Annotated in this window: 26 protein-coding genes; 11 read left to right on the plus strand and 15 right to left on the minus strand. The window is 63.5% G+C overall.

Annotated elements, in window-relative coordinates:
* Nucleotides 1-52: 52 nt before the first annotated feature.
* A complete protein-coding gene (locus tag AWH62_RS12310) occupies nucleotides 53-1411 on the plus strand; it encodes a pentapeptide repeat-containing protein (RefSeq protein ID WP_158025626.1) in 1359 nt (452 codons plus the stop codon).
* 70 nt (nucleotides 1412-1481) lie between these two features.
* Here the strand turns inward: AWH62_RS12310 and aspS are convergent, their stop codons facing one another.
* The 6 genes from aspS to gatC form a co-directional block, all read right to left on the minus strand.
* Nucleotides 1482-3299 (minus strand): aspartate--tRNA ligase, encoded by a 1818-nt coding sequence (aspS, locus tag AWH62_RS12315; protein WP_075190794.1) that lies wholly within the window; start codon nucleotides 3297-3299, stop codon nucleotides 1482-1484.
* A 619-nt stretch (nucleotides 3300-3918) separates the two neighbouring features.
* The gene (gene gatB / locus AWH62_RS12320; RefSeq protein ID WP_075190795.1) at nucleotides 3919-5412 is read right to left on the minus strand and encodes an Asp-tRNA(Asn)/Glu-tRNA(Gln) amidotransferase subunit GatB; all 1494 of its coding nucleotides are present in this window, start codon (nucleotides 5410-5412) and stop codon (nucleotides 3919-3921) included.
* Nucleotides 5405-5683, minus strand: coding sequence for a hypothetical protein (locus AWH62_RS12325; RefSeq protein WP_075190796.1), 279 nt, complete (start codon nucleotides 5681-5683; stop codon nucleotides 5405-5407). The genes gatB and AWH62_RS12325 overlap by 8 nt, the downstream gene beginning before the upstream one ends.
* Complete coding sequence (locus tag AWH62_RS12330; protein WP_075190797.1) at nucleotides 5670-5954, minus strand: hypothetical protein; 285 nt, start codon at nucleotides 5952-5954, stop codon at nucleotides 5670-5672. Before AWH62_RS12330 ends, AWH62_RS12325 begins: the two co-directional genes overlap by 14 nt.
* On the minus strand, nucleotides 5954-7429 hold the full coding sequence (gene gatA, locus AWH62_RS12335) for an Asp-tRNA(Asn)/Glu-tRNA(Gln) amidotransferase subunit GatA (RefSeq protein WP_075190798.1): 1476 nt from the start codon (nucleotides 7427-7429) through the stop codon (nucleotides 5954-5956). The genes AWH62_RS12330 and gatA overlap by 1 nt, the downstream gene beginning before the upstream one ends.
* Before the next feature lie 3 nt (nucleotides 7430-7432).
* Nucleotides 7433-7720, minus strand: coding sequence for an Asp-tRNA(Asn)/Glu-tRNA(Gln) amidotransferase subunit GatC (gene gatC / locus AWH62_RS12340; RefSeq protein ID WP_075190799.1), 288 nt, complete (start codon nucleotides 7718-7720; stop codon nucleotides 7433-7435).
* 100 nt (nucleotides 7721-7820) lie between these two features.
* On the opposite strand from gatC, the gene ruvX reads away from it, so the two are divergent.
* The 3 genes from ruvX (at nucleotide 7821) to AWH62_RS12355 (ending at nucleotide 10045) form a co-directional block, all read left to right on the plus strand.
* A complete protein-coding gene (gene ruvX, locus AWH62_RS12345; protein ID WP_075190800.1) occupies nucleotides 7821-8276 on the plus strand; it encodes a Holliday junction resolvase RuvX in 456 nt (151 codons plus the stop codon).
* A 165-nt stretch (nucleotides 8277-8441) separates the two neighbouring features.
* The gene (locus AWH62_RS12350; protein ID WP_075190801.1) at nucleotides 8442-9356 is read left to right on the plus strand and encodes an AEC family transporter; all 915 of its coding nucleotides are present in this window, start codon (nucleotides 8442-8444) and stop codon (nucleotides 9354-9356) included.
* A gap of 272 nt (nucleotides 9357-9628) precedes the next feature.
* Nucleotides 9629-10045: a hypothetical protein gene (locus AWH62_RS12355; protein WP_075190802.1), complete on the plus strand. Its 417-nt coding sequence runs from the start codon at nucleotides 9629-9631 to the stop codon at nucleotides 10043-10045.
* Here the strand turns inward: AWH62_RS12355 and AWH62_RS12360 are convergent.
* The 4 genes from AWH62_RS12360 to kdsA form a co-directional block, all read right to left on the minus strand.
* Entirely contained in the window at nucleotides 10042-11007 is a 966-nt protein-coding gene (locus AWH62_RS12360; RefSeq protein WP_075190894.1) for an MBL fold metallo-hydrolase, read from the minus strand. The genes AWH62_RS12355 and AWH62_RS12360 overlap by 4 nt on opposite strands.
* 39 nt (nucleotides 11008-11046) lie before the next feature.
* Nucleotides 11047-11490 carry a hypothetical protein gene (locus AWH62_RS12365; protein WP_075190803.1) on the minus strand — a complete coding sequence of 148 codons (444 nt, stop codon included), beginning with the start codon at nucleotides 11488-11490 and terminating at the stop codon, nucleotides 11047-11049.
* The gene (locus AWH62_RS12370; protein ID WP_075190804.1) at nucleotides 11490-12002 is read right to left on the minus strand and encodes a GNAT family N-acetyltransferase; all 513 of its coding nucleotides are present in this window, start codon (nucleotides 12000-12002) and stop codon (nucleotides 11490-11492) included. Before AWH62_RS12370 ends, AWH62_RS12365 begins: the two co-directional genes overlap by 1 nt.
* A 252-nt stretch (nucleotides 12003-12254) precedes the next feature.
* Nucleotides 12255-13100, minus strand: coding sequence for a 3-deoxy-8-phosphooctulonate synthase (gene kdsA, locus AWH62_RS12375; protein ID WP_075190895.1), 846 nt, complete (start codon nucleotides 13098-13100; stop codon nucleotides 12255-12257).
* Between the two features lie 172 nt (nucleotides 13101-13272).
* On the opposite strand from kdsA, the gene AWH62_RS12380 reads away from it, so the two are divergent.
* The 4 genes from AWH62_RS12380 to dprA are packed head-to-tail and all read left to right on the plus strand — an operon-like array spanning nucleotide 13273 to nucleotide 17329.
* Entirely contained in the window at nucleotides 13273-14235 is a 963-nt protein-coding gene (locus AWH62_RS12380; RefSeq protein ID WP_075190805.1) for an aspartate carbamoyltransferase catalytic subunit, read from the plus strand.
* Complete coding sequence (locus tag AWH62_RS12385; protein ID WP_075190806.1) at nucleotides 14232-15509, plus strand: dihydroorotase family protein; 1278 nt, start codon at nucleotides 14232-14234, stop codon at nucleotides 15507-15509. Before AWH62_RS12380 ends, AWH62_RS12385 begins: the two co-directional genes overlap by 4 nt.
* Before the next feature lie 12 nt (nucleotides 15510-15521).
* On the plus strand, nucleotides 15522-16172 hold the full coding sequence (plsY, locus tag AWH62_RS12390; protein ID WP_075190896.1) for a glycerol-3-phosphate 1-O-acyltransferase PlsY: 651 nt from the start codon (nucleotides 15522-15524) through the stop codon (nucleotides 16170-16172).
* The gene (gene dprA, locus AWH62_RS12395; RefSeq protein ID WP_075190807.1) at nucleotides 16169-17329 is read left to right on the plus strand and encodes a DNA-processing protein DprA; all 1161 of its coding nucleotides are present in this window, start codon (nucleotides 16169-16171) and stop codon (nucleotides 17327-17329) included. Before plsY ends, dprA begins: the two co-directional genes overlap by 4 nt.
* Here the strand turns inward: dprA and AWH62_RS12400 are convergent.
* The 4 genes from AWH62_RS12400 to AWH62_RS12415 form a co-directional block, all read right to left on the minus strand.
* Nucleotides 17308-17529: a hypothetical protein gene (locus AWH62_RS12400; protein ID WP_075190808.1), complete on the minus strand. Its 222-nt coding sequence runs from the start codon at nucleotides 17527-17529 to the stop codon at nucleotides 17308-17310. The two genes, dprA and AWH62_RS12400, sit on opposite strands and share 22 nt — an antisense overlap.
* 73 nt (nucleotides 17530-17602) lie before the next feature.
* Nucleotides 17603-17980 (minus strand): DnaJ domain-containing protein, encoded by a 378-nt coding sequence (locus AWH62_RS12405; protein ID WP_143743050.1) that lies wholly within the window; start codon nucleotides 17978-17980, stop codon nucleotides 17603-17605.
* A gap of 92 nt (nucleotides 17981-18072) precedes the next feature.
* The gene (locus tag AWH62_RS12410) at nucleotides 18073-18960 is read right to left on the minus strand and encodes a division plane positioning ATPase MipZ (protein WP_075190897.1); all 888 of its coding nucleotides are present in this window, start codon (nucleotides 18958-18960) and stop codon (nucleotides 18073-18075) included.
* A gap of 60 nt (nucleotides 18961-19020) precedes the next feature.
* Nucleotides 19021-19641 (minus strand): SPOR domain-containing protein, encoded by a 621-nt coding sequence (locus tag AWH62_RS12415; RefSeq protein WP_075190810.1) that lies wholly within the window; start codon nucleotides 19639-19641, stop codon nucleotides 19021-19023.
* 84 nt (nucleotides 19642-19725) lie between these two features.
* Here AWH62_RS12415 and panC point away from each other — a divergent pair, with 84 nt between their 5' ends.
* The 3 genes from panC to AWH62_RS12430 are packed head-to-tail and all read left to right on the plus strand — an operon-like array spanning nucleotide 19726 to nucleotide 21865.
* On the plus strand, nucleotides 19726-20592 hold the full coding sequence (gene panC, locus AWH62_RS12420; RefSeq protein ID WP_075190811.1) for a pantoate--beta-alanine ligase: 867 nt from the start codon (nucleotides 19726-19728) through the stop codon (nucleotides 20590-20592).
* 53 nt (nucleotides 20593-20645) lie between these two features.
* Nucleotides 20646-21416 (plus strand): glutaminyl-peptide cyclotransferase, encoded by a 771-nt coding sequence (locus AWH62_RS12425; RefSeq protein WP_075190812.1) that lies wholly within the window; start codon nucleotides 20646-20648, stop codon nucleotides 21414-21416.
* A gap of 17 nt (nucleotides 21417-21433) precedes the next feature.
* Nucleotides 21434-21865: a hypothetical protein gene (locus AWH62_RS12430; RefSeq protein ID WP_143743043.1), complete on the plus strand. Its 432-nt coding sequence runs from the start codon at nucleotides 21434-21436 to the stop codon at nucleotides 21863-21865.
* A gap of 88 nt (nucleotides 21866-21953) precedes the next feature.
* Here AWH62_RS12430 and AWH62_RS12435 read toward each other — a convergent pair whose 3' ends face one another.
* Nucleotides 21954-22391 (minus strand): DUF1489 family protein, encoded by a 438-nt coding sequence (locus AWH62_RS12435; RefSeq protein ID WP_075190814.1) that lies wholly within the window; start codon nucleotides 22389-22391, stop codon nucleotides 21954-21956.
* Between the last annotated feature and the right edge of the window lie 45 nt (nucleotides 22392-22436).

Consider the following 22436-nt stretch of genomic DNA (forward strand, 5'->3'; position numbering starts at 1 on the left):
TAAGTCGCCTTGCCGGTTTGGCTGGCCTATCCGTGAGCATATGCGGAACAGATTGAAGATATTCGCTTCTTCGGCCGCGCTCCTGGCGCTGGCAGTCTCGCCTGCCTTGGCGGGCGGCGACGACGACCATCCGCGTCGTGGCTTGGCCATTGGCGGCGAATGCGAGGGCTGTGACTTTTCCGACAAGAACATGGCCAATGCCGTTTTCATCGGCGCCAATTTCGAAGGCACCACTTTCGCCCAGTCGGAACTGCCGTCGGTCACGATGATCGAGAGCCAGTTCAACGATACCGATTTCAACGAAGCGATCATGGTCAACGCCCGCCTGACCGGTGTGACCTTCTCGCGCGCCAACATGTCCGGCGCGACGATGGCAAACTCGGTCATTGAGCGGGTCAATTTTTCCTCGGCCGACCTCGCCGACACCGACTTCACGAGCGCCCAGATGGTCTTCGTTACCTTCATCGGGTCTTCGCTCACCGACACACTGTTCGCCGATGCACGTTTGCGCCAGGTGAATTTCCTGCGCGCCCAGCTCAGTGACACCAATTTCCGGGGCGCCGAGCTGCGGCGGGCGAATTTCGCCGAGGTCTCGGGCAATGACGTCAATTTCCAGGATGCAGACCTGACCGGCGCCAACTTCCAGGGCGCCAGCCTGCGCGAGGTCGACTTCACGGGTGCCAGCCTGATCGGCGCCAATTTCTCCGGCGCCTCATTTGCCGAAACCACCGGGCTGACCAAGGAAAATCTCAGCGGCGCCTGTGGAGACGGGACCACCGCCCTGGGTCCGGGCGTCAACCTGCCCGATTGTGGCAGCCTGTCCGATGACGCCCGCACGACCTCGCGTTTCGAATATGCGCTGCGCTTCTCGCAGCCGGAACGGGTCGAGCGCGTGATCGAACTCCAAGCGTTGGAAAATGCCCGCATCGAGATCCTGTCAGAGATCGGAGCGGCGCTGCAATTGCACGCGTCAGAGCTCGACCAGGACGCCATTCGCGAAGCCACCAATGACGCCATGCGTGAGATCGCCCGCGCCGAACGCGAACTGCGCCGTATCGAACGCGAACGCGAATCCCAGCGCGAGGCGATCAGCGAGGAAAGGCGCCGCATCCTGGAAGATGCGCGGCGCGAAGCGATGGATGCCAACCAGGCCGCCCGTCGCGCACTTCGCGATCAAAACCGGGCCCTGGGCCGCAATGGCCGCGCCACCGCCCGCATCGAGACCGAGGACGGCACCTATATCATCGAGCTACCCGATACAGACACTGACACAATCTGGATGGTCGATGACGAACATCTGCGCCGGGTCACACCGACACCACCCGATCCGCACACTGCGCCGGAACCACCGGAACCGCACAATGCCATGCCGGATCCCCAACCCGGTCGCCGCGGCCACCATCCTGATTGACCACATCACCACACACGAAAACGCCGGCCCATCGGGCCGGCGTTTATCTGTCTGACGCGATCAACGCCGATCAGGTCTTCTTCGCATCCGGCACCACCGTGCGGATGTGCAGCTCGCGCAATTGTTTGAGCTCAACCTCGGCCGGTGCGTTCATCATCAGGTCGCGAGCTTGCTGATCCTTCGGGAACATCACGACTTCGCGCAGGTTTTCGACGCCGGCCAGCAGCATGACCATCCGATCAACACCCGGCGCGATCCCGGCGTGCGGCGGGGCGCCATAGCGGAAGGCGTTGAGCATGCCGCCGAACTCTTCCTCGACCGTCGCCGCATCATAGCCGGCAAAGGCGAAGGCTTTCAGCATCACGTCCGGACGGTGATTCCGCACGGCGCCGGATGACAGCTCCACGCCATTGCAGACAATGTCGTACTGGAAGGCCTTGAGGGCCAGCAGCGTGTCGGCATCGGTATTGGCATCGAGCTTGAGGAATTCATCCGGATCGATCTGCGGCATCGAAAACGGATTGTGCGAGAAGTCGATCTTCTTGTTGTCCTCATCCCACTCATACATCGGGAAATCGACGATCCAGCAGAAGCGGAAGGTATCCTTTTCGCAAAGATCGAGTTCGGTGCCGACGACATCGCGGGCACGCCCGGCAAAGCTGGCGAAATCCTTCGGGTCGCCAGCCGCGAAGAAACACGCGTCACCTGCGCCGAGGCCGAGTTCAACGCGCAGCGCCTCGGTGCGCTCCTCGCCGATATTCTTGGCGATCGGGCCGGCCGCTTCCAAGCCACCCTCGGCCTCGCGCCAGAAGATATAGCCCATGCCCGGCTGGCCCTCTTTCTGGGCCCAGGAATTCATCCGGTCACAGAAGGCCCGACTGCCGCCGGTCTTGGCCGGGATCGCCCAGACCTGGACCTTGGGATTGCGTTCCAGCATGCCGGCGAAGACCTTGAAGCCCGAACCGCGGAAGGTTTCCGAGGCGTCGGCCATCTTGATCGGGTTGCGAAGGTCCGGCTTGTCGGAGCCATACCAGCGCATGGCATCCTTGTAGGCGATCTGCACAAAAGGTTCGTCCGGCACGGCGCGACCGTCGGCAAACTCGTCGAACAGGCCCTTCATGACCGGCTCGATCACATCGAACACGTCCTGTTGGGTGGCAAAGCTCATTTCCATGTCGAGCTGGTAAAACTCGCCCGGCGCCCGGTCGGCGCGGGCATCCTCGTCGCGGAAACAGGGTGCGATCTGGAAATAGCGGTCAAAGCCGGAGACCATGATCAGCTGTTTGAACTGCTGCGGCGCCTGCGGCAGGGCGTAGAATTTGCCCGGATGGACCCGGCTCGGCACCAGGAAATCGCGTGCACCTTCCGGTGAGGAGGCGGTCAGGATCGGCGTCTGGTATTCGACGAATTTCTCGTCGACCATGCGGCGGCGAATGCTGTCGATGATCTTCGAACGCAGCACGATGCGCTTGTGCAGGCTCTCGCGGCGCAGATCGATATAGCGGTGCTTGAGGCGCACCTCTTCCGACCAGTCCGGCTCACCAAAGACCGGAAGCGGCAATTCTTCCGCTTCCGACTGGATCGCCAGCTCGGCCAGGCGGACCTCGATCTCGCCGGTCGGCAGGTTGGCGTTCACGGTCTCGTCGGAGCGGGCGATGACCTCACCGGTCACAGTGATCACGCTTTCAACACGCAAGCGTTCCAGCGTCGCGAAATGCGGGTTTTCCGGCTCCAGCACGACCTGGGTCAGGCCATAATGGTCGCGCAGGTCGATGAAGAGCAGACCGCCATGATCGCGCTTGCGGTGGATCCAGCCGGAAATCCGGGCCGTCTGGCCGACATGGTCCTTGCGCAGTTCGGCGCAAGTATGGGAGCGGTATGCATGCATGGGAAAGCGTCCGTAAAACGGGGGTTAGACAGGTTGCCGCGATGTGCCGGTTTGTGGGGTGAAATGTCAAGCTGGCCGGGCCTCGGGGCGCAGTACCCGCGCACAACAACATCACCGCGGCGACCTCGCCTTGCGTTCCTGGACAAAGAGAGCGTGGGGATACCGATCGAATCCGATAACATACTGATTCAAAAATATTAATTTCGACACACACGCCACCATACCTTTGGCAAGAAGCGGGAAGGTCTCCCGACTCACCGTCCCGCCCCGAATTCAAAATCAGCAGCAATGGAGCGATCAATCGTGGTGGCCACGTTATTTGTCGTGTTTTGCCCCTGTCGATGACCGCGCGGGGTCAAGTGGTCGTCATGCCCGCTAAACCGAATAAGCGCCGCCCGCGGTACGCCCCGGACAACCAATCCGCCCCCCGATGAGTTGGGTGCGCGAGATTTATGAGGGTGAGTGAGACGAGGCCGGCTCCCTCTCCCCGCCGGCAGGGACGAGGGAAAACCTCCAAGCGGAATCAGCCTGCGTCAGCCGCTTCGTATGGTTCGGAAAGATGGATCCACCCGATCCGAGGCGTTGGAAACACGTGGCCGGAAATTGCGCTATGGGTTGCCTATCCCAGCAATTTCTTCCGCAAAATCTCGTTCACGGCTTGCGGATTAGCCTTGCCCTGCATGGCTTTCATCACCTGGCCGACGAACCAGCCCATCGTCTTGGGCTTGTCCTTGACCTGGGCGGCCTGGTCGGGATTGTCGGCGATGAGCTGGTCGATGACGGCTTCGATGGCACCGGTATCGGTGACCTGTTTGAGGCCCTTCTCTTCGACAATTTTCGCCGGGTCGCCGCCTTCGCTCCACAGGATTTCGAACACGTCCTTGGCGATCTTGCCGGAGATGGTGTCGTCGGAAATGAGCGCGATCAGACCACCGAGCTGTTCGGCCGAGACCGGGCTGTCGGTGATGTCGAGACCTTCCTTGTTGAGGCGGCCATAGAGCTCGTTATTGACCCAGGAGGAGGCCAGCTTGGCGTCCCGGCCCTCGGCCACGATCTCGAAATAATCGGCGCGGTCCTTGTCGGCGGACAGGACGGCGGCGTCATAATCGGACAGGCCGAGTTCGGAGACGAGGCGCACGCGCTTCTGGTCTGGCAGTTCGGGCAGGCCGGCCTTGATCTCGTCGACCCAGGTCTGCTGCAGCTCGAGCGGCAGCAGGTCGGGGTCGGGGAAGTAGCGGTAGTCGTGCGCTTCTTCCTTGGAGCGCATGGAGCGGGTCACACCGGTGCCTGCGTCGAACAGGCGGGTTTCCTGATCGATCTTGCCGCCCTCCTCGATGATGTCGATCTGGCGCTTGGCCTCGTATTCGATGGCCTGGCGGATGAAGCGCAGCGAGTTGACATTCTTGATCTCGCAGCGCGTTCCCAGATGCGAGAAATCACCGGTCTCGCGGAATTTCTCATACTGGCCCGGGCGGCAGACAGACACATTCACATCGGCGCGCAGCTGACCCTTCTCCATATCGCCGCCGCACGTGCCCAGATAGCGCAATATGGTGCGCAGCTTGGCGACATAGGCCGAGGCTTCCTCGGGCGAGCGGATATGCGGGCGCGAGACGATTTCCATCAGCGCGACGCCGGAGCGGTTGAGGTCGACATAGGTCGAATTGGGGTCGAGATCATGGATCGACTTGCCGGCATCCTGCTCGAGATGCAGGCGCTCGATACCGACGGTAAAGCGCGAGCCGTCATCACGCTCGCACTCGATCTCGCCCTCGCCGACGATCGGGAATTGGAACTGGCTGATCTGATAGCCCTGCGGCAGATCCGGGTAGAAATAATTCTTGCGATCAAAGCGGGACCAGAGATTGATCTGGGCATTGAGGCCAAGACCGGTCTTCACCGCCTGTTCGACCACGCGCTCATTGATCACCGGCAACATGCCCGGCATCGCCGCATCGACCAGGGAGACCTGGGTGTTGGGCGCCGCACCAAAAGCCGTCGCCGCGCCGGAGAACAGCTTGGCATTCGAGACCACCTGGGCATGGATCTCCAGACCCATGACAACTTCCCAGTCACCGGTCGCGCCCGGCAGGATATAGCTGTGATCACTCATCTCGATCTTCCTCGTCGTCATCCCAAGCGGGACGCTCGTCTTCCGGCGTGTTCATCGCCGCAACCAGGACCCGTCCCGCCATGGCGACGGTCAGGCCGAAAAACAAAAAACCGATGCCCGGTACGACCAGGAAAACGGTCCAGATGGTGCGCGGCTCCAGCGGCACGAGGCCGCGAAACACCACGACCGCCGCCAGCACGAAGAGCGCGCCAAGAAGAAAACTCGGGCGTGCGAGTTTCATGGCTGGGTGGGCGGGTTCAGCCTTGGCCATCGGACTTTCCCGCAAAGCTTTTCACCACGGCCAGCATCGCCGCCAGCCCGAAACCGGCCAGCATCAACCCCAGCGACAGTTGGATGATGAAGCCGATGGCCGGGAACTCGCCCGTCCCGAAAGCCTGCCCCACCATCACGCCGCCGGAATAAACAGTCGGCAGGCCGAAGGCGAGGCCAAGCACGGCCATCATGATCATGAAGCCGCGATTGGGCTTTTTCGGGCCTTCGGGTTGCGGCGTGTCAGGTGTCGGTGTTTCGGGCGTGCTCATCAGGACCACCAATTCTCCGGCTTGGCGACGAAGCCCGCCGAATCCTCGATCGCCGCGCCGACCTTGAACATGGTTTCCTCGTCCAGCGCCGGGGTGATGATCTGCAACCCCAGCGGCAGGCCGTCCTTGTCGACGCCGGCCGGGACCGACATGGCCGGCAGGCCGGCCAAATTGGCGGTGACGGTGAAGACGTCATTGAGATACATGGCGATCGGATCGTCCGACTTGGAACCCAGTTCGAACGCCGCCGATGGCGCTGACGGCGTCAGCACGGCATCGACCTTTTCAAACGCCTGTTCGAAATCCTGCAGGATGCGCGTGCGCACTTTCTGGGCGCGCAGATAATAGGCATCGTAATAGCCGGCAGAGAGCACATAGGTGCCGATCATGATGCGGCGCTGCACCTCATGGCCGAAACCGGCACCGCGCGTGTTTTCATAGGTCGCATTGAGGTTTTCCCCCTCGACGCGATTGCCATAGCGCATGCCGTCATAGCGGGCGAGGTTGGACGAGGCTTCCGCCGGCGCGACGATGTAATAGGCCGGCAGGGCGTATTTGGTGTGCGGCAGGGAGATGTCGACGATCTCGCAGCCGGCGGCCTTGAGCCAGTCAATGCCCTTTTGCCAGGCCTCATCGATCTCGGCCGGCATGCCGTCGACCCGATATTCCTTGGGCACACCGATGCGCAGGCCCTTCACCGAACCGCCCACGGCGGCGACAAAGTCCGGCACGTCGTTTGGCAAGGATGTCGAATCCTTGGGGTCATGGCCCGACATGGCCTGCAGCATCAAGGCCGAGTCCTTCACCGTCTTGGCAAACGGGCCCGGATGGTCGAGCGAGGAGGCAAAGGCCACCGTGCCCCAGCGCGAGGTGCGGCCATAGGTGGCTTTGACGCCGACCGTACCGGTGAAGGCGGCCGGTTGGCGGATCGAACCGCCGGTATCGGTACCGGTCGCGCCGAAGCAGAGATCAGCCGCCACAGCCGCTGCAGACCCGCCCGAGGAGCCGCCCGGCGTCAGCATTTCGCCGTTCGGACCCTTCCAGGGATTGTTGACCGGGCCGGTGTTCGAGGTCTCGTTCGACGAGCCCATGGCGAACTCGTCCATCGAGGTCTTGCACAGGAAGACGCCGCCATTTTCCCACAGCTTGGCTGTGACGCTGGACTCATAGGTCGGCTTGAAGCCCTTGAGGATGTTCGAGGAGGCCGCCGTGTCGACGCCCTCGACCGCGAACAAGTCCTTGATCGCCAAAGGCGCGCCCTCGATGAGACCGCCCTCGCCGCGTGCGAGTTTCTCGTCCGAGGCCTTCGCCATGGCCAGCGTCTTGTCGGCATCAAAGGCGGTAAAGGCATTCAGCTTGGGCTGCGCCGCTTCGCACAGGGCGAGGCCTTCGGTGGCCAGTTCGACCGCGGAAACCTCACGCGCCTTCAGCTTGGCGGTGATGTCGGACAGGGTGAGTTTGAAAAGCTCGCTCATGACCTACTCCACCGATTTGGGAACAACGAAGAAGCCTTCGTCGGAGCTGGGCGCATTGGCCAGGACCTTGTCGCGGCAATTGCCGTCGGTGACTTCGTCGGCGCGCTGCGGCAGCGGGAATTTCACCGGTGTGGTCATGGCTTCGACGCCCTCGACATCCACTTCATTGAGCTGTTCGATCCAGCTCAGAATGCCATTGAGTTCGCCAACCAGCGCCTCGACGCGGTCAGTGGGTTCGGCAATGCGGGCGAGACGCGCGATGCGGCGCACATCATCAGCGGTGACGGACATGGGAAATCACTCCGGATAGTCGAAGCCGCTTGAGTAGCAATCGCCTTTCGCAGGTGCAAGAAAGCTTGACGGTGGCGCGTGCAAGGCGCATCCCGCAATCATGCCGATTGTAACGCTGGAAGACCTGCCCGATGGCCCGTTGATCGCTCTTGATCCGGGCAGCAAGACCATCGGGGTCGCCGCCTGCGGTGCTTCGCGCGGTCTTTCGACACCGGTGGAAACCATCAAGCGGACCAAGTTCACCAACGACGCGGAACGCATCTTCGCCCTGCTGGACGAGCGCCAGGCCACCGCCATCGTGCTGGGACTGCCGGTCAATATGGACGGGTCGGAAGGCCCGCGCGTGCAGTCCGTCCGCGCCATGGCCCGCAATCTGATGCGCCTGCGCGATCTGCCGATTGTCTTCCAGGACGAACGCCTGTCGACCTTTGAGGCCGAGGAAAAGCTGATCGCCGTCGGCGTGCGCCGCGACAAGCGCAAGGACATCATCGACGCCCACGCCGCCGCCAACATATTGCAAAGCGCCCTCGATCGGCTGGAGATGCTGGGTGAGTAGCGCCACCATCTTCCTTCTCCCTTGGGAGAAGGTCCCCGCAGGGGGGATGAGGGGGTTCGGCGAGACACCCGATCAAGACCGGGCTTTTCCCCTCACCCTTGATCCCTCTCCCCGGGGAGAGGGAAAACAGCGCCTGCCCTTTTTGACGACGCGAGGCTGTTCCGCATGAACCCCATCATCTCCGCCCTCGTGCCGGTCTTCGGCGTGATCTTTGTCGGCTGGCTGCTGCGCCGCTCCAATCTTCTGCCGGATGACAGCTGGGGCCCGATCTCGCGGCTGGCCTATCTCGGCCTGTCGCCGGCCCTGCTGTTTTCCTCGATCAGTCATGCCGACCTGTCGGATATCCAGCTGGGCAGCTTCATGGGGGCGGCGATGCTGGGCTTTCTCGGCATGGCGGCGATCACGCTGGCGATCAAGCCGCTGCTGAAAATCCCCGACCCGACCTATACCAGCCTCTTCCAGGCGACCTGCCGCTGGAATGGCCTTTTGATCCTCGCCCTAGGCATTGCCCTCTTCGGCGAGGAGGGTGAGATCCTGGTGGCGCTGATCATGGTCGCCTCCATCCCGCTGGTGAACATGGAGTGCGTCGCCACCCTGTCGATCTGGGGCGATGGCGCAGCGCCGAACTGGCGGTCGATCATCTATCGCATCCTGACCAATCCGCTCATCCTCGGCTCGGCGGCGGGCGGCATCGTCAATCTCGGCGGCATCCCGCTGCCCGGCATGCTGACCGACACGGTCGACCTGATCGGCCAGGCCGCCCTGCCGCTGATCCTGCTGGCTGTGGGCGCCGGTCTCAACTTCACCGCCATGAAAGCCCGGCCGCGCCTTCTGGGACTGTCGGTCTTCATCAAGCTGATGATCGGACCGCTGGTGTTTTACGGGATCGGCGTCGCCATGGGGATTGACGGCGTACCGCTGACCATCCTCTTGCTGACGGGTGCCTCACCGGGTGCCGCCTCGGCCTATGTGCTGGCCAAGCAGATGGGCGGCGACGCGCCCTACTCCGCTGGCGACATAACCGCGAGCGCGCTCTTCTGCTTCATCACGATCCCGTTCTGGCTGTGGCTTTTGGGGTAGCGAGTATTTTGCACGCAACGCCGCGGCGCACACCGGCCCATTATTGTCTTGTCGAGACCAAGCCTCAGTCGGTTTTCAAGCTCAAGGGGCATGCCCGCGAAGCGGCGCCTGCGGCGCCCTTGACCTTGAAAACCGACTGAGGCCGACTGGCTGCCAAGACAACAATGACGGGTCATGCGCGAATGCGCGCAAGTCGTTCATCTCGAGGTCAGGCCAGCTTCACCCATACTCACCATCCCTGATCAGTGTTCACACCTCACCGGAGGCAGAAAATGCGGCACGTCATTCTGGCCACACTCCTCATCAGCATCGCGACGCCCGCGGTCGAGGCTCAGGACCTGCCGGGTTGGGCGGACAGCCTGAATGCTAACCTTCCTGAGGACACGAGCGAATTCTACGCCTCGGACGCCGTGATCCTGCCACCGGGGACGGCGCCGAGTGGCGGGCGCGACGCCATCGCCCGGTATTGGAGCCATTTGATGACGGTCGGACTGTCCGACGTCGACATCCTGTCGCGCGAAACACTCGCGGCCGGGCCGGACCGGATTTACGAGACAGCCCTGATATTCTGGCGCGGCGCTGATGGCGCTCGACGGCTCCAGCGCTCGGTCATTCTCTGGGAATTGCGATCAGGCGAATGGCAAATCTTGAGACATACCTGGAATTACGGCCCACAACGGTTCGACTAATCCGCTAGGCAATACCGCTCCCCCTCATCCGCCAGCCCGAAACCGGCCTCGATCACCACATCCCGCTCCGGCGCGTCGGGATAGCGGACCGGGTTGGTGTGGTTGAAATGGATAAAGCGGATCTTGGCCCGCTCGCTGGCGGGCAGATCGGCGAAACGTTCCATGGAATGGGTGATGAAGGGATGCGGGAAACCTGACATGTCGCGGCCCGGGATTTCGCCATTGGCGTAGAAAGTCGCATCGACATAGGCGATATCGACGGTGGCGATGAGATCCTCGATCCGCATGGCCTCGCCATCCTCCCACGTCTCCCACTCTTCCCAGCTGTCGATGTCCGGCAGGAAGATCGCCGAACGGGTCGGCCCGGCGATATGATAGCCCACAACCTCGGTGTATTCCTGGCGGTGCGGCACCTCAAAGGCCGTCACACGGACATCACCCAGCTCGACCGGCTGGCCAGCCCAAATCTCTTCCAGCTCGATATTGTCATAGCGGACCAGCTGGTCCCAGGGACCATTGGAGAAGAGGAAGGCCGACATGGAGGGCATGGCGTAGACCGGTACATCCTGCGCGCCCATGCTTTCATGCCCAAGGAACATCAGGCCGGTATAATGGCCGATATGACCATGGGTCAGGAAGATACCGTCCAGCCCGGGCTGCGCCTCGCTCGGCATGGCCTGGTCGAGCCGATAAAGCTGTTCGCGCATATCCGGCGTCGCTTCGAAGAGATAGCGGGCGCCTGCCTCACGGTCGAGCACGGCAATCGAAGTCGCCAAGCGTCGCAGGGACGGGTCTTCCCAGGCCGGGTCCGCGCTGTTGCCCAATTGCGGTGCACCGGCATCCTGGCTGACGCCGAGGACGACGAGTTCTAGCGTGCAGGATTCGGTTTCAGTGACGGACTGAGCAGCGGCTGGGGCCGCGGCGAGAATCAGGGCGCCGAGCGCCAAGCTGCATGTTTTCATGACCAAACGAAACGAGAGCTGGGCGCACACGTCAAGCATTCATCGTTTCAATAACTTCAGATCGGGCAAGGACCACAGCGACGTGTTTCCGTCAAAATCCTCATACCTCAAGCCTTCAGGCGCGACCGACCAATTATTTGGAATGTCACCCGGCATCGCCGACGCCAATTCGGCACCCTCATATGAGAATGTGCGTAACCCCAACTCCTCGACGACCAGGATGCTCCCATTGGCACTCGCCGCGCCCCAAATGGGAAAATCACCATGGACCACCCAAATGGCTTCGCTGGTGGCGAGTACCATTCGCCTTCCAAATACAAGCGCCTCGAACTTTGCGTCCGAGATGATCTGGGGGTCCCCACTACTCGCGAGATCGCGGGTTGACCATGTCTCCTCAATCTCTCCCAAGGACACCAATGCGACGTCCTGATAGAGCTCGAACGAGAAACCGAAGCGCTTGGAGCAGAACCTCAACCCGGCCATCAATCAACACCCACAAGGTCACTCCGGCGCTCCATCTGGACCACATCGCGCCATTGCCCGGCCATGGGGCCATGGCCCATCTTGCCAAGCCCGCGCCTGACGCCAAGCCGCTCGAACCCGCACTGCTCGTGCAAGCGGATGGAGGCGGTGTTCTCGGCGAAGATGCCGGCGGTCAGCGTCCACAGGCCTTCGGCCTCGGAGGCTTCGATCAAGGCCTGCAATAGCGTCCGACCGAGCCCTTGGCCACGCGCGGCTTCCGCGACATAGACCGAGACCTCACCCACTCCGCCATAGACACAGCGCGAAGACACCGGGCTGAGCGCCGCCCAGCCGGTCACTGCGCCGTCAGCGTCCAGCGCAACCAGGCGCGGCGCGGCAAGCTTGCTGTCATCGAAATGAACCCAGTCCGGCGCGGCGCTCTCGAAGCTCGCGTGACCGGTGGCGATGCCCTCGGCATAGATTGCGAGGACGTCTGCCGCGTCGGCGGGTGTCATGGTGCGCAGTGTGGTCATGGCGTGTCGTTGAGCAGGCGCGCGAGCGGAATGATCCATGGATCACGTGTCAGCCAGCAGGCCGCAGGTCGCTTCGCACGTCAAGGGTGGAACCGCGAAGCGGCGCGTCGCGCCCTTGACGTGCGAAGCGACCTGCGGCGCCATCCCGGCAAGTGATGAATGGGCGAGTGGGCGCCAAGGCGCCGTCAGCGACTCCCGTACCGTGCCCCGGGGTGCGAAGGAGTGTCGTCGTGAACGTCGCCAAGACGCCCGCTACAAAACAGACCTTATGTCCCGCAATTGCCGCAGCAGGCCGGCAGCCGCATCCAGCGGCAGGCAGGATGGCCCGTCACACAGGGCCGCGTCGGGATCGGGGTGAAACTCCAGGAAGACGCCGTCGGCACCGGCAGCAACAGCCGCTCTGGCGATAATCGGGACGCCCTCGCGGCGGCCGCCGGTGGACGCCCCTGCCGTACGGGCATCCGCGCCGGGCAGCTGCACCGCATGCGTGGCATCAATGGTGACCGGCACACCGAGCGCGCGCATCGCCTGGATGCCAAGCATGTCGACGATCAAGTTGTTGTAGCCGAAACTGGCGCCCCGCTCGCACATGATGACGCCGGGCGAGGTTGTGACTTCACCAATCTTCGCGAGGATATTGCGCGTATCCCACGGTGCCATGAATTGCGCCTTCTTCACGTGAATGAGCGAGCCGCGTGCGTCCGCCGCCCGGGCAATCGCGGTCACAAGGTCGGTCTGCCGGCACAGGAAGGCCGGAATCTGGACGATCTCGGCAATCTCGGCGACCGGCCCGGCCTGGTCGATCTCGTGCACATCCGTGCAAATCGGTACATCCAGCTCGGCCTTCACCTTGGCCAACATCTCCAGACCCGCGTCCAGCCCCGGCCCGCGATAGGATTTCACCGAGGAACGGTTGGCCTTGTCGAAGCTTGCCTTGAATGCGTAAGGCAGGCCGAGCTCCTCACAGACTGCCTTGAGATGAGCACCAACCTTCAGGGCCAGGTCCAGGTCCTCCAGGACATTCAAGCCGGCGATGACGGCGAGCGGCTGGTCATCTCCGATGGCCCAGGAGGCGCGAGCGGACTGCAATTGAATCATGAGCGGCATCCTCGATGTGAACGGCATCAGGCGTGGCATTGCGCGATGGGCGCGTCAATATCGCAACATGGCAGCGCCCTTGCCTCCGCGCACCCTCCCTTGCTCACGCCCCCAACTCCCCCTATACCGCCGAACACTTTATCTGTGTGCCCTTGGCGACCCAGGAGACGGGATGAGCCGCGCGGAATTTTCCTACGACTTCCCCCACCGCCACCTCGTTTCGGTGGCCGACCTCAACCCCGTTGATATCCAGATCATTTTCGAGCGCGCCGCGCATCATCTGGCGACCAACCGGACGCCGGACAAGCGCTCTGACGTGCTGCGCGGCCTGACCGTGCTCAACCTCTTCTTCGAGGCGTCAACGCGAACGCAAGGCTCGTTCGAGATGGCCGGCAAGCGACTCGGCGCCGATGTAGTCAATTTCGCGGTGGCCCACTCATCCGCGTCCAAGGGCGAAAGCCTGTCCGACACGGCGCGGACCCTGGCCGCCATGAAGCCCGACATCATGGTCGTGCGGCATTCGGCGACCGGGGCGCCGCAGTTTCTCGCCGATCATACCGGCCTGTCCGTGGTCAATGCCGGCGACGGCATGCACGAGCACCCGACCCAGGCCCTGCTCGACAGTTTCACCCTAGCCCAGCATTGGGGCTCGGTCGGCGGACGGCGCATCCTGATCGTCGGCGATATCCTGCATTCGCGGGTCGCCCGCTCGAATATCGGCCTGCTCAATATTCTCGGCGCCGAAATCCGCCTGTGCGCCCCGCCGACACTGTTGCCGTCCGATGTCGACCAGTGGGGCTGCGACGTCTTCCACGATCTCGACGAGGCCCTGAAAGGCTGCGACGCGGTCATGGCATTGCGCCAGCAACGCGAACGCATGACCGGCGGTTTCGTGCCGTCCGAGCGCGAGTTCTTCCATCTCTTCGGCCTGACCCATGAACGGCTGGAAGCCGCCTCGCCCGACGTGCTGGTCATGCATCCCGGACCGATGAATCGCGGCGTCGAAATCCATACCAAGCTGGCCGATGACCCCGACAAGAGTGTGATCCTCGACCAGGTCGAAAGCGGCGTGGCCGTCCGCATGGCAATCCTCGAGCTGATCGGCGGCAATATCCGCAAGGAGGCTGCGGCATGAGTACGACCCGCGCCATCATCAATGCCCGCTTGGTCGACCCCGCCTCCGGCCATGACGGCCCCGGCGGGGTCCTCATCGAGGACGGTTTGATCGCCCAGACCGGCAACGAGCTGGACCTGGATGCCGCCGATGACGTGATCGACGCCAGGGGTTGCATCCTCGCCCCGGCGCTCATTGACCTGCGCTGCGCCAAGGAAGCCGCCCTCACCCCGGACGGCGAGACCCTGGACACGCTGTGCGCCTCGGCCATGACCGGCGGGTTCGGAACGATCGTGCTGGCGCCCAATGCGCGCAGCCCGCTCGACAAGGCGGACGGGTTTGCCGGCATGAACCGGGGCCTCGCCCAGCGTGGTGTGCGGGTTCTTTCGGCCTGCGGCGCGACCCAGGGCCTGGCGGGTGAGCAGATGGCCGAGATCGGCCTGATGGTGCGTGGCGGCGCGATCTATGCCGGTTGCGGCGACGCCCCCATCCACGACGCCCGACTGATGCGCCGCCTGTTGAGCTATACCAGCCAGTTCGATGTCTGGCTGGCCTGCCGCCCGGCCGATGCCCATCTCACCAAGGGCGCTGTGGCGCTTGAGAGCGACTGGTCAGCCCGTTTCGGCCTGCCTGCCGAACCGGCGGTATCGGAACGCATTGCCATCGAACGCGATGCGGCGCTGGCAGAACTCTCGGGCGGCAAGCTGATGATTGACCGGCTGTCGACCGCGGCCGGCCTGGATGCGCTGCGCCATGTCCGCAGCCGCGATCTCGAGATCGCCACCACCGTCGCCATCGCCCATCTCACCCTCAACGAGGTTGATGCCGGGGGGCTGGACAGTGCCTTCCGCATGGACCCGCCCCTGAGAAGTGAAGCCGACCGACTGGCCCTGGTCGACGCCATCATCTCCGGCGAGATCGACGCGGTGGTTTCCGATCACCGGCCGACACCGTTTGACGACAAGGGCGAACCCTTTGCCCTGGCCATTGCCGGCACGCTGAGCCTCGAGACCATGCTCGGCGCCATGCTGGGCCTGGTGCATGACGACGAGCTCGAACTGGTTGACGCGCTGCGCGTGATGACCAGCGGCCCGGCTGACCTCATCGGTCTGCCGCAGGGTCGCATCGCGGTCGGCGCCCCGGCCGATCTCATCCTCATCGATGGCGACAAGCCCTGGGTCTGCCAGCCCGACGCTTTTGCCTCGGCACGGGGCAATTCGGCCTGGGCCGGACGCCGTTTCCAGGGACGGGTCTTGCAAACCATCGTCGCCGGAGACACATTATACAACTCTTAGGTGCAAATTGACATGGCCAGCCTCTTGATCGTGCTTGCCGCCGCCGGTGGCTATCTCTTCGGCTCCATTCCCTTCGGACTGGTGCTGACACGCATGGCCGGGCTGGGCGATATCCGTGCCATCGGCTCGGGCAATATCGGCGCCACCAATGTGCTGCGCACGGGCCGCAAGGACCTAGCGGCCCTCACCCTCATCCTCGACGCCGGCAAGGCCGGGATCGCGGCGGCGGTGTTGGGCTATTTTCTGGGTACCACGGCGGGTCTTGTGGCGGGCGGATTCGCCTTCGCCGGCCATTGCTTCCCGGTCTGGCTGGGTTTCAAGGGCGGCAAGGGTGTGGCCACCTTTGTCGGCACCATGCTGGCCGTGTTCTGGCCGGTCGGTCTGACCGTGATCGCAACCTGGCTGATCATGGCCGCGATCTTCCGCATCTCCTCGCTTGCGGCGCTGGCCGCCGCCCTGGTGGCGCCCTTTGCCGCCTATGCCTGGGGGCGACCGGATGTTGCCATCATGGCCGCTGTGTTGACCGTGCTGATCTACTGGCTGCACCGCGCCAATATCCAGCGCCTGCTCAAGGGCGATGAACCGCGCATCGGCGGCAAGAAGGACAAGGCCGAAACTGACGCCTCGGCCGACAGCGAAGACCCGGACACACCTGTGACATGACCGATGCCGGGGCCAGCCACACCGACAGGGTGATGTGGCTGCGCCTCGCGCGGACGAGGGGGCTGGGCGCAACCGGTTTTGCCCGCGCCATCGCCCGCTATGGCAGCGCCGAAGACGCGCTCGATGACCTGCCGGCCCGCGCCCGCGCGGCCGGGCGACGCAATCTCGACATTCCGCCGGTCGACCGGGTCGAGGCCGAGCTTGAACAGGTCAACCGGGCCGGCGCCCGGCTCATCTGCGGTTTCGAACCGGATTATCCGGCCCTGCTGACGGCCATCCCCGATCCGCCGCCCGCCATCATCGTCCGCGGTGACACAAGGCTTTTCCAGCGCCCGGCCTGTGCCCTGGTCGGCGCCCGCAATGCCTCGGCGGTGGGATTGCGTTTCGCCCGCGAGCTGGCCAACGGGCTGGGACGCGAGGATGTGGTGATCGTCTCCGGCCTGGCCCGCGGGATTGACGGCGCGGCCCATGCCGGCGCGCTCAGCAGCGGTACGATCGCCGTCCTGGCGGGCGGGATCGATCATGTCTATCCGCCGGAACACGCGGCCCTGCATGCACAAATCGCCGAACGCGGCCTGCTGCTCTCGGAAATGCCGCTGGGCCGGACCCCGACAGCGCGCGACTTCCCGCGCCGCAACCGGATCATTTCCGGCCTGTCGCTCGGCTCGCTGGTGGTCGAGGCGGCGCTGCGTTCGGGGTCGCTGATTACAGCGCGCTATGCCGGCGAACAGGGCCGCGAGGTAATGTCGGTGCCGGGCTCCCCGCTCGACCCGCGTGCCCGCGGCTCGAACCAGCTTCTGCGAGATGGCGCCCACCTGATTGAAACCGTCGATGATGTGCTCGCCGTCCTGGCTGAGGCCCGGCCACCTTCGACGCCAACCCGGCATGTTGAGGATTGCAGCCCCCCCGATCCTGACGATTTTTTTGACGAAGCGACGGAGGAGATCGAGATGTCGATGGAAGCGGTACCGGCCCGGGCCAATCCACTCGACCGGCTGCGCGCCCTGTTGTCGCCCGCGCCTGTCTCAAGCGACGAGCTGGCCCGCGCCGCGTCCCTGCCGGCGGGACAGGTCCAGGCGTTGCTGATGGAAATGGAGATGCGCGGCGAGATTGCCAGCCTGCCAGGCGGGCTGGTTCAGCGTCGCCGCCGCAGCTGATCGAGGCGTGCCGATTCCATTTCGATGTAATTGGCCGCGAGTTCAATCAGACAGGCACTTTGGCCATAGCCATGATGGAAGGCATCCTCGCTCAGCCCGCGCAGCGCCCGGGACAAGCGGTCCGATTCCTCGCTGAGCGGCAGGGTGCCGGGCAAGGGATGGCCGAACAGGTCATGGCCGGGTCGGATTTTTCGCCGCATTCCCCCCTCCCTCGACACCCGGACGATAGGTCAGGATTGATGCAAATACAACCTTGGGTGAAAACCCTGCCTGTCAACCCAATTGCGCGAGCAAAAGATCACGGGCTTCCTGGACCTGACGAGCCAGGGCCGCCGAGCCTTCGCCGGTATCGGGATGGAGCTTTTTCATCAAACGGCGATGGGCGGCGCGGATGGTTTCGGCATCCGCGCCGGCATCGACACCGAGTATTTCACGCGCTTCTTGCACACTCATATCGCCCCGGCTTGGCGGTGTGGCGCTGCCGGAGCCATGCCCCTTGCCAGCGTCCGCCCCGGACGGTCGCGGCCGCAGCACATCCCCCAGCAGACCAAGGCCGAACAGACCGATCGGCCCGCCCAGAATAACTCCGCCGCGCAGACTGATGATCACCCCGGCCAGCAAGGCACCGCCGCCGAGAATGATCCGGACCATGCGCGCCGCCTTGGCGGTCTTCTGTCGCGAAAACCACCACGCCGCCCCCAAAAGGGCGATCAGGGCGAGGGTTCCAAGGACAAAGGGCGCCATTAAAACGGAATGGTTTCGCCCTGCAGACCGGGCAATTTGAGCACGATCAACAGGTCACGCAGCTCCTGGCGGGCCGCCACATGGCTCATGGTGAAAGTCACCGTGGAGCCGCTTTCAGTGAGGTCGAGCAAGGTCAGCCCAAGCGGGAAAAGCTCGCGGTAGATCACCCGCTCCGCAAAACCCGGCGCCAGACGGAAGCCGATCCGCTGCGACAGCATTTTCAGCCCGTCGCCGACGCGCCGCTTATTGCGGGCATCGAGCATGGAAATGCGATTGCGCATGACGACCCAGTCGATCGAGCGCTTCTCCAGCTGGGCCTTGCGCTTGCGGCACTCCCACAGCATTTCCGAGTAAACGCTCGGCGTGCCGACCTGGAAGGTCTCCGGGTCGATCTCGGCAAGCAGGTCAAAATCGACGAAACTGTCATTGACCGGCGTGATCACCGTGTCGGCACAGGAATGGGCCAAACGCGAATACAGCGTGTCAGCACCCGGCGCATCGATGATGATGAAGTCGCAATTGGTCTTCAGCCGGCTCAGGGCCTCGGAAAAGCGCTCGGTCTCCTCGTCCTCGACAAGATCGAGATCGCGCTGGGCGCTCGGCGTAAGAACCGCCTCTTCCGGTCGCGGCAGGGACAGGCGATGGCGCTCGCACCAGCGTTCACGATTGGCAAGATAGCGGCCGAAACTGCGCTGGCGCAGGTCGAGATCAATGGCACCGACACTCTTGCCCATCCGCAGCAGCGCGACGGCGAGGTGCATGGCCACGGTCGACTTGCCGGCCCCACCCTTCTCATTGCCAACCACAATGATGTGCGCCGCGCGGACACCGTCGCGGACCCGGCCAAGCGGCCGTGTTGGCAAACGAAAACCGGTCTGACTTGTCATCTTGCCCCAATTCTGGACCACGGTCCCGGCACATGAAACTCACGCGCGGGCACGGCGATTCTATTCGCCCGCAGCCGACGCCATATCCGCCATGCGCAGACCGGAGAAGTCAACCACGGCACAGTAATCGCCGCTGTTCGTGATCTGCTGACACACCGCCTGCGCGGCGGCGGCGCTGTCGAACGGCCCCGCTTTCAAACGCAGATACTGTCCCTGTCCGGCAATCTCGGCCTGGCTGAGGCGCGGCTCAAGCCCGGTCAGGACATCGCCGTGCGCAACCATCAATGCGTGCCAGCCACTCTGCGCGGTCTCGACGCGGCGGTAGGAGGCCAGATGAATGGCATGCTGCAGGCTCGGCGCGTCGAGCATGTCGGCCGGTGGCGGCGGCAGGTGATGCTGCGCCGGGACTGGCGTGACCGGCAGATCCGGTGCGTCACCAGGATCATTGAGGCCGACGATCGCTGTCGCCAAGGCGCGCAATTCCGGCGCCACACGCTCAACCGCATCCGGATCGAAGCGGGCCAGATGCGCCAATTCCCGCGACATGGCCTCGGCCAGCTGGGCATTGCGGGTCGGCGCCACCATCGCTTCCGGTTCGCCGGCAGCGGCTGATGGTTCCCGGCTCGTCGTCGCGCAACCGCAAAGCGCCAGGGCGGCAAGAAAAACAGTCAGTTGTTTCATGTCATTGTCTCTGACGGGATCGGATCGCTTGCCTGTATCATCGCATGAGATTATCCCCAAGCGACCCGTTTTGTGGACCCTTTCATGATTACCCAGCAAATTCCCCACGCCACCACGATTTCCGCGCTGCGCACGCGGGTGCGAACTTGGCGCGACGACCGCCTGAGTGTTGGCTTCGTGCCGACCATGGGCGCGCTGCACGATGGGCATCTGTCCCTCGTCCGGCTGGCCAAGGCACAATGTGATCGCGTGGTGACGAGTATTTTCGTCAATCCAAAACAATTCGCCGCCGGCGAAGATCTCGACGCTTATCCGCGCACGCTGATTCCCGACGCGGAAAAACTCACGGACGCGAAATGCGACCTCATCTATCTGCCGACACCGGAGATCATGTATCCCGAGGGCTATAGTGCCAATCTCATCTTGAAGGGGCCGGCCATCGGGCTGGAAGCGGCCGTGCGGCCGCACTTTTTCGACGGCGTCGCGACCGTGGTCGCCAAATTATTCAACCAGGTCCGGCCGGACATGGCCTTCTTCGGCGAGAAGGATTACCAGCAATTATTGGTAATCCGGCAATTGGTGAAGGATCTGGACTTCCCGGTCGAGATCCTGGCCGGCGAAACCGGTCGCGACAAAGATGGCCTCGCCCTGTCCTCACGCAATGTCTATCTCGATGCCGATCAACGCGCCCGTGCCGGCCAGCTCAACCTGATCCTGAAGGATTTCGCGGCGGCGCTCAGCGCCGGCAGCACGGTGTCGGCGTCGCAGGCGACAGCGCTTGCCAAGGCCAATGATGTATTCGACGCGGTTGACTACGTCGAAGCGCGTTGCGCTACCAGCCTGGCCGAATTGGGTGACGGCGTGATCGATCGCCCGACCCGCGTGCTGGCGGCAGTCAGGCTGGGTTCAACCCGGCTGATCGACAACATGGCAGCAAAACCGCCTTCTTGACGCCGGATTTCCCGCTAAGCTGGCCAACGCACCCACAGGGGGAGACCCGCTTGATGATTGCCCGCACTCTCACCGCTCTTGCCCTTTGGGCAACTCTGCCACTGGTTGCGTGCGCGCAAGCGCCCGAGATCATCCGGCCGGAAGTGGTGGCCCGCTATCCGCACGATGCCAATGCCTTCACCCAGGGCCTGTTCATCCATGAAGGCGAGCTGTTCGAGAGCACCGGCCGGGTCGGCCAGTCGAGCCTGCGCCGGGTGGCACTGGAAACCGGGATTGTTGAACAGAGCGTCGCCATTGCCCCGCCGATCTTCGGCGAGGGGTCGGCCCGGATCGGCGACCACATCTACATGCTCAGCTGGGTGTCGGAACGCGGCTTCATCTTTGATGCCGACACGTTCGAACAGGTCGACAGCTTCACTTATCCCGGTGAGGGCTGGGGGCTGACCCATGACGGCACTCATCTCATCCTGTCGGACGGCACACCGGAGCTGCGCTTCCTCGACCCCGAAACGATGACGCTCGCGCACTCGATCCAAGTCACACTGAACGGGCGCCCGGTGCGCCGGCTCAACGAGCTGGAATGGATTGACGGCCGCATCTGGGCGAATATCTGGGAAACACGCTCCATTGTGCGTATCGATCCGGAGACCGGGATCGTCGATGCCATGATCGACCTTGCCGCCCTGATCCCGGCCGAGGTTGCCGGGCGCCGCGACGCCGTCGCCAACGGGATTGCGTGGAATGCACAGACAGGCCAGATTTATGTCACCGGCAAGTTATGGCCCACCCTGTTTGAAATTCGTTTGCCGGAATCGACTGAATAAGCCGGCCAGGACCGTCAATGACACGCGCAGCATCGGCCAGATACAGGCATCCCCGACGGGTCGAGATCGCCGCGCACGTGCTGGCAACGCTTTTCAGTCTCTACGCCGCCGCCTGGTTGCTCGGTGTGACCCTCACCCAGTCAGGCATAGGCGGCGGAATTTTCTTCGGTATCAATATCCGCGTCGCCCTCAACCATATAGGCCTCTTCGAACTCGTACTCTTCTATATGTTATGCGCGTTGGGCTTTGCGGCCCAAGCCCTGCTGATCCTGCGCAACAAGGCGGCCGTGCTGGCTATCGGCGGGGCTGTCGTCAGCCATCTGGTTCTCTGGGTTCGGATGGGGGACAATCCGGCCTGGGACAGCCCGATCGGCCTAGTTGTCATTTCCATCGAAGCCTTGATCCTGGTCTTGATGCTGCGGCTACAACACGCCGGAGCGCTGCGTTGACAAGGTCCGGCGCGAGTTCCGGACACGTGCGGCGACGACTGTCCCTCTGACAAGGCCCAACGGCGCCATCGACATGCTGGCACAGGCCCTACCAGGCGCCGAGCTCCAACAATTTCGCACGCAATTCCCCAGGCAGTCCGTCGCCACCCTCGCCGCCGCCACTGATGTCACGCGGGGCATCCTCGGATTTGAGATAACGCCAGCCCTGAAAAGGACGGCGCGGCGCCGCGGCGGTCCGGATGATCTGCGGTGACATGATGATAGCGCAACGCTTGATACCGTCATCGCCGGTCACCGCCTCCAGGGCAATAATCTCGGAGCGGCACTGGATGGCCCCGGACATCACCCAGTAGAGCGATCCACCGGCCTCGACGTCGTCCTTGCGGGCTGGGAACATGCGGGTGACATGCATGGCGACTTCCGGCTCGCCAGCGGCCCGACGCGCCGCCATTTCGCGGTCGCGATGGGCTTCCAGCTCCTCAACCGAAGCGACGCCGACGCAGAGTTTGACGATGTGAATGGTCATGGGGAGCAAGTAGGGCGACTCCGCGCCGCGGTCAAAACCGCAGCG

The organism is Maricaulis sp. W15 (assembly GCF_001924955.1).
Classification (GTDB): Bacteria; Pseudomonadota; Alphaproteobacteria; order Caulobacterales; family Maricaulaceae; genus Maricaulis; species Maricaulis maris.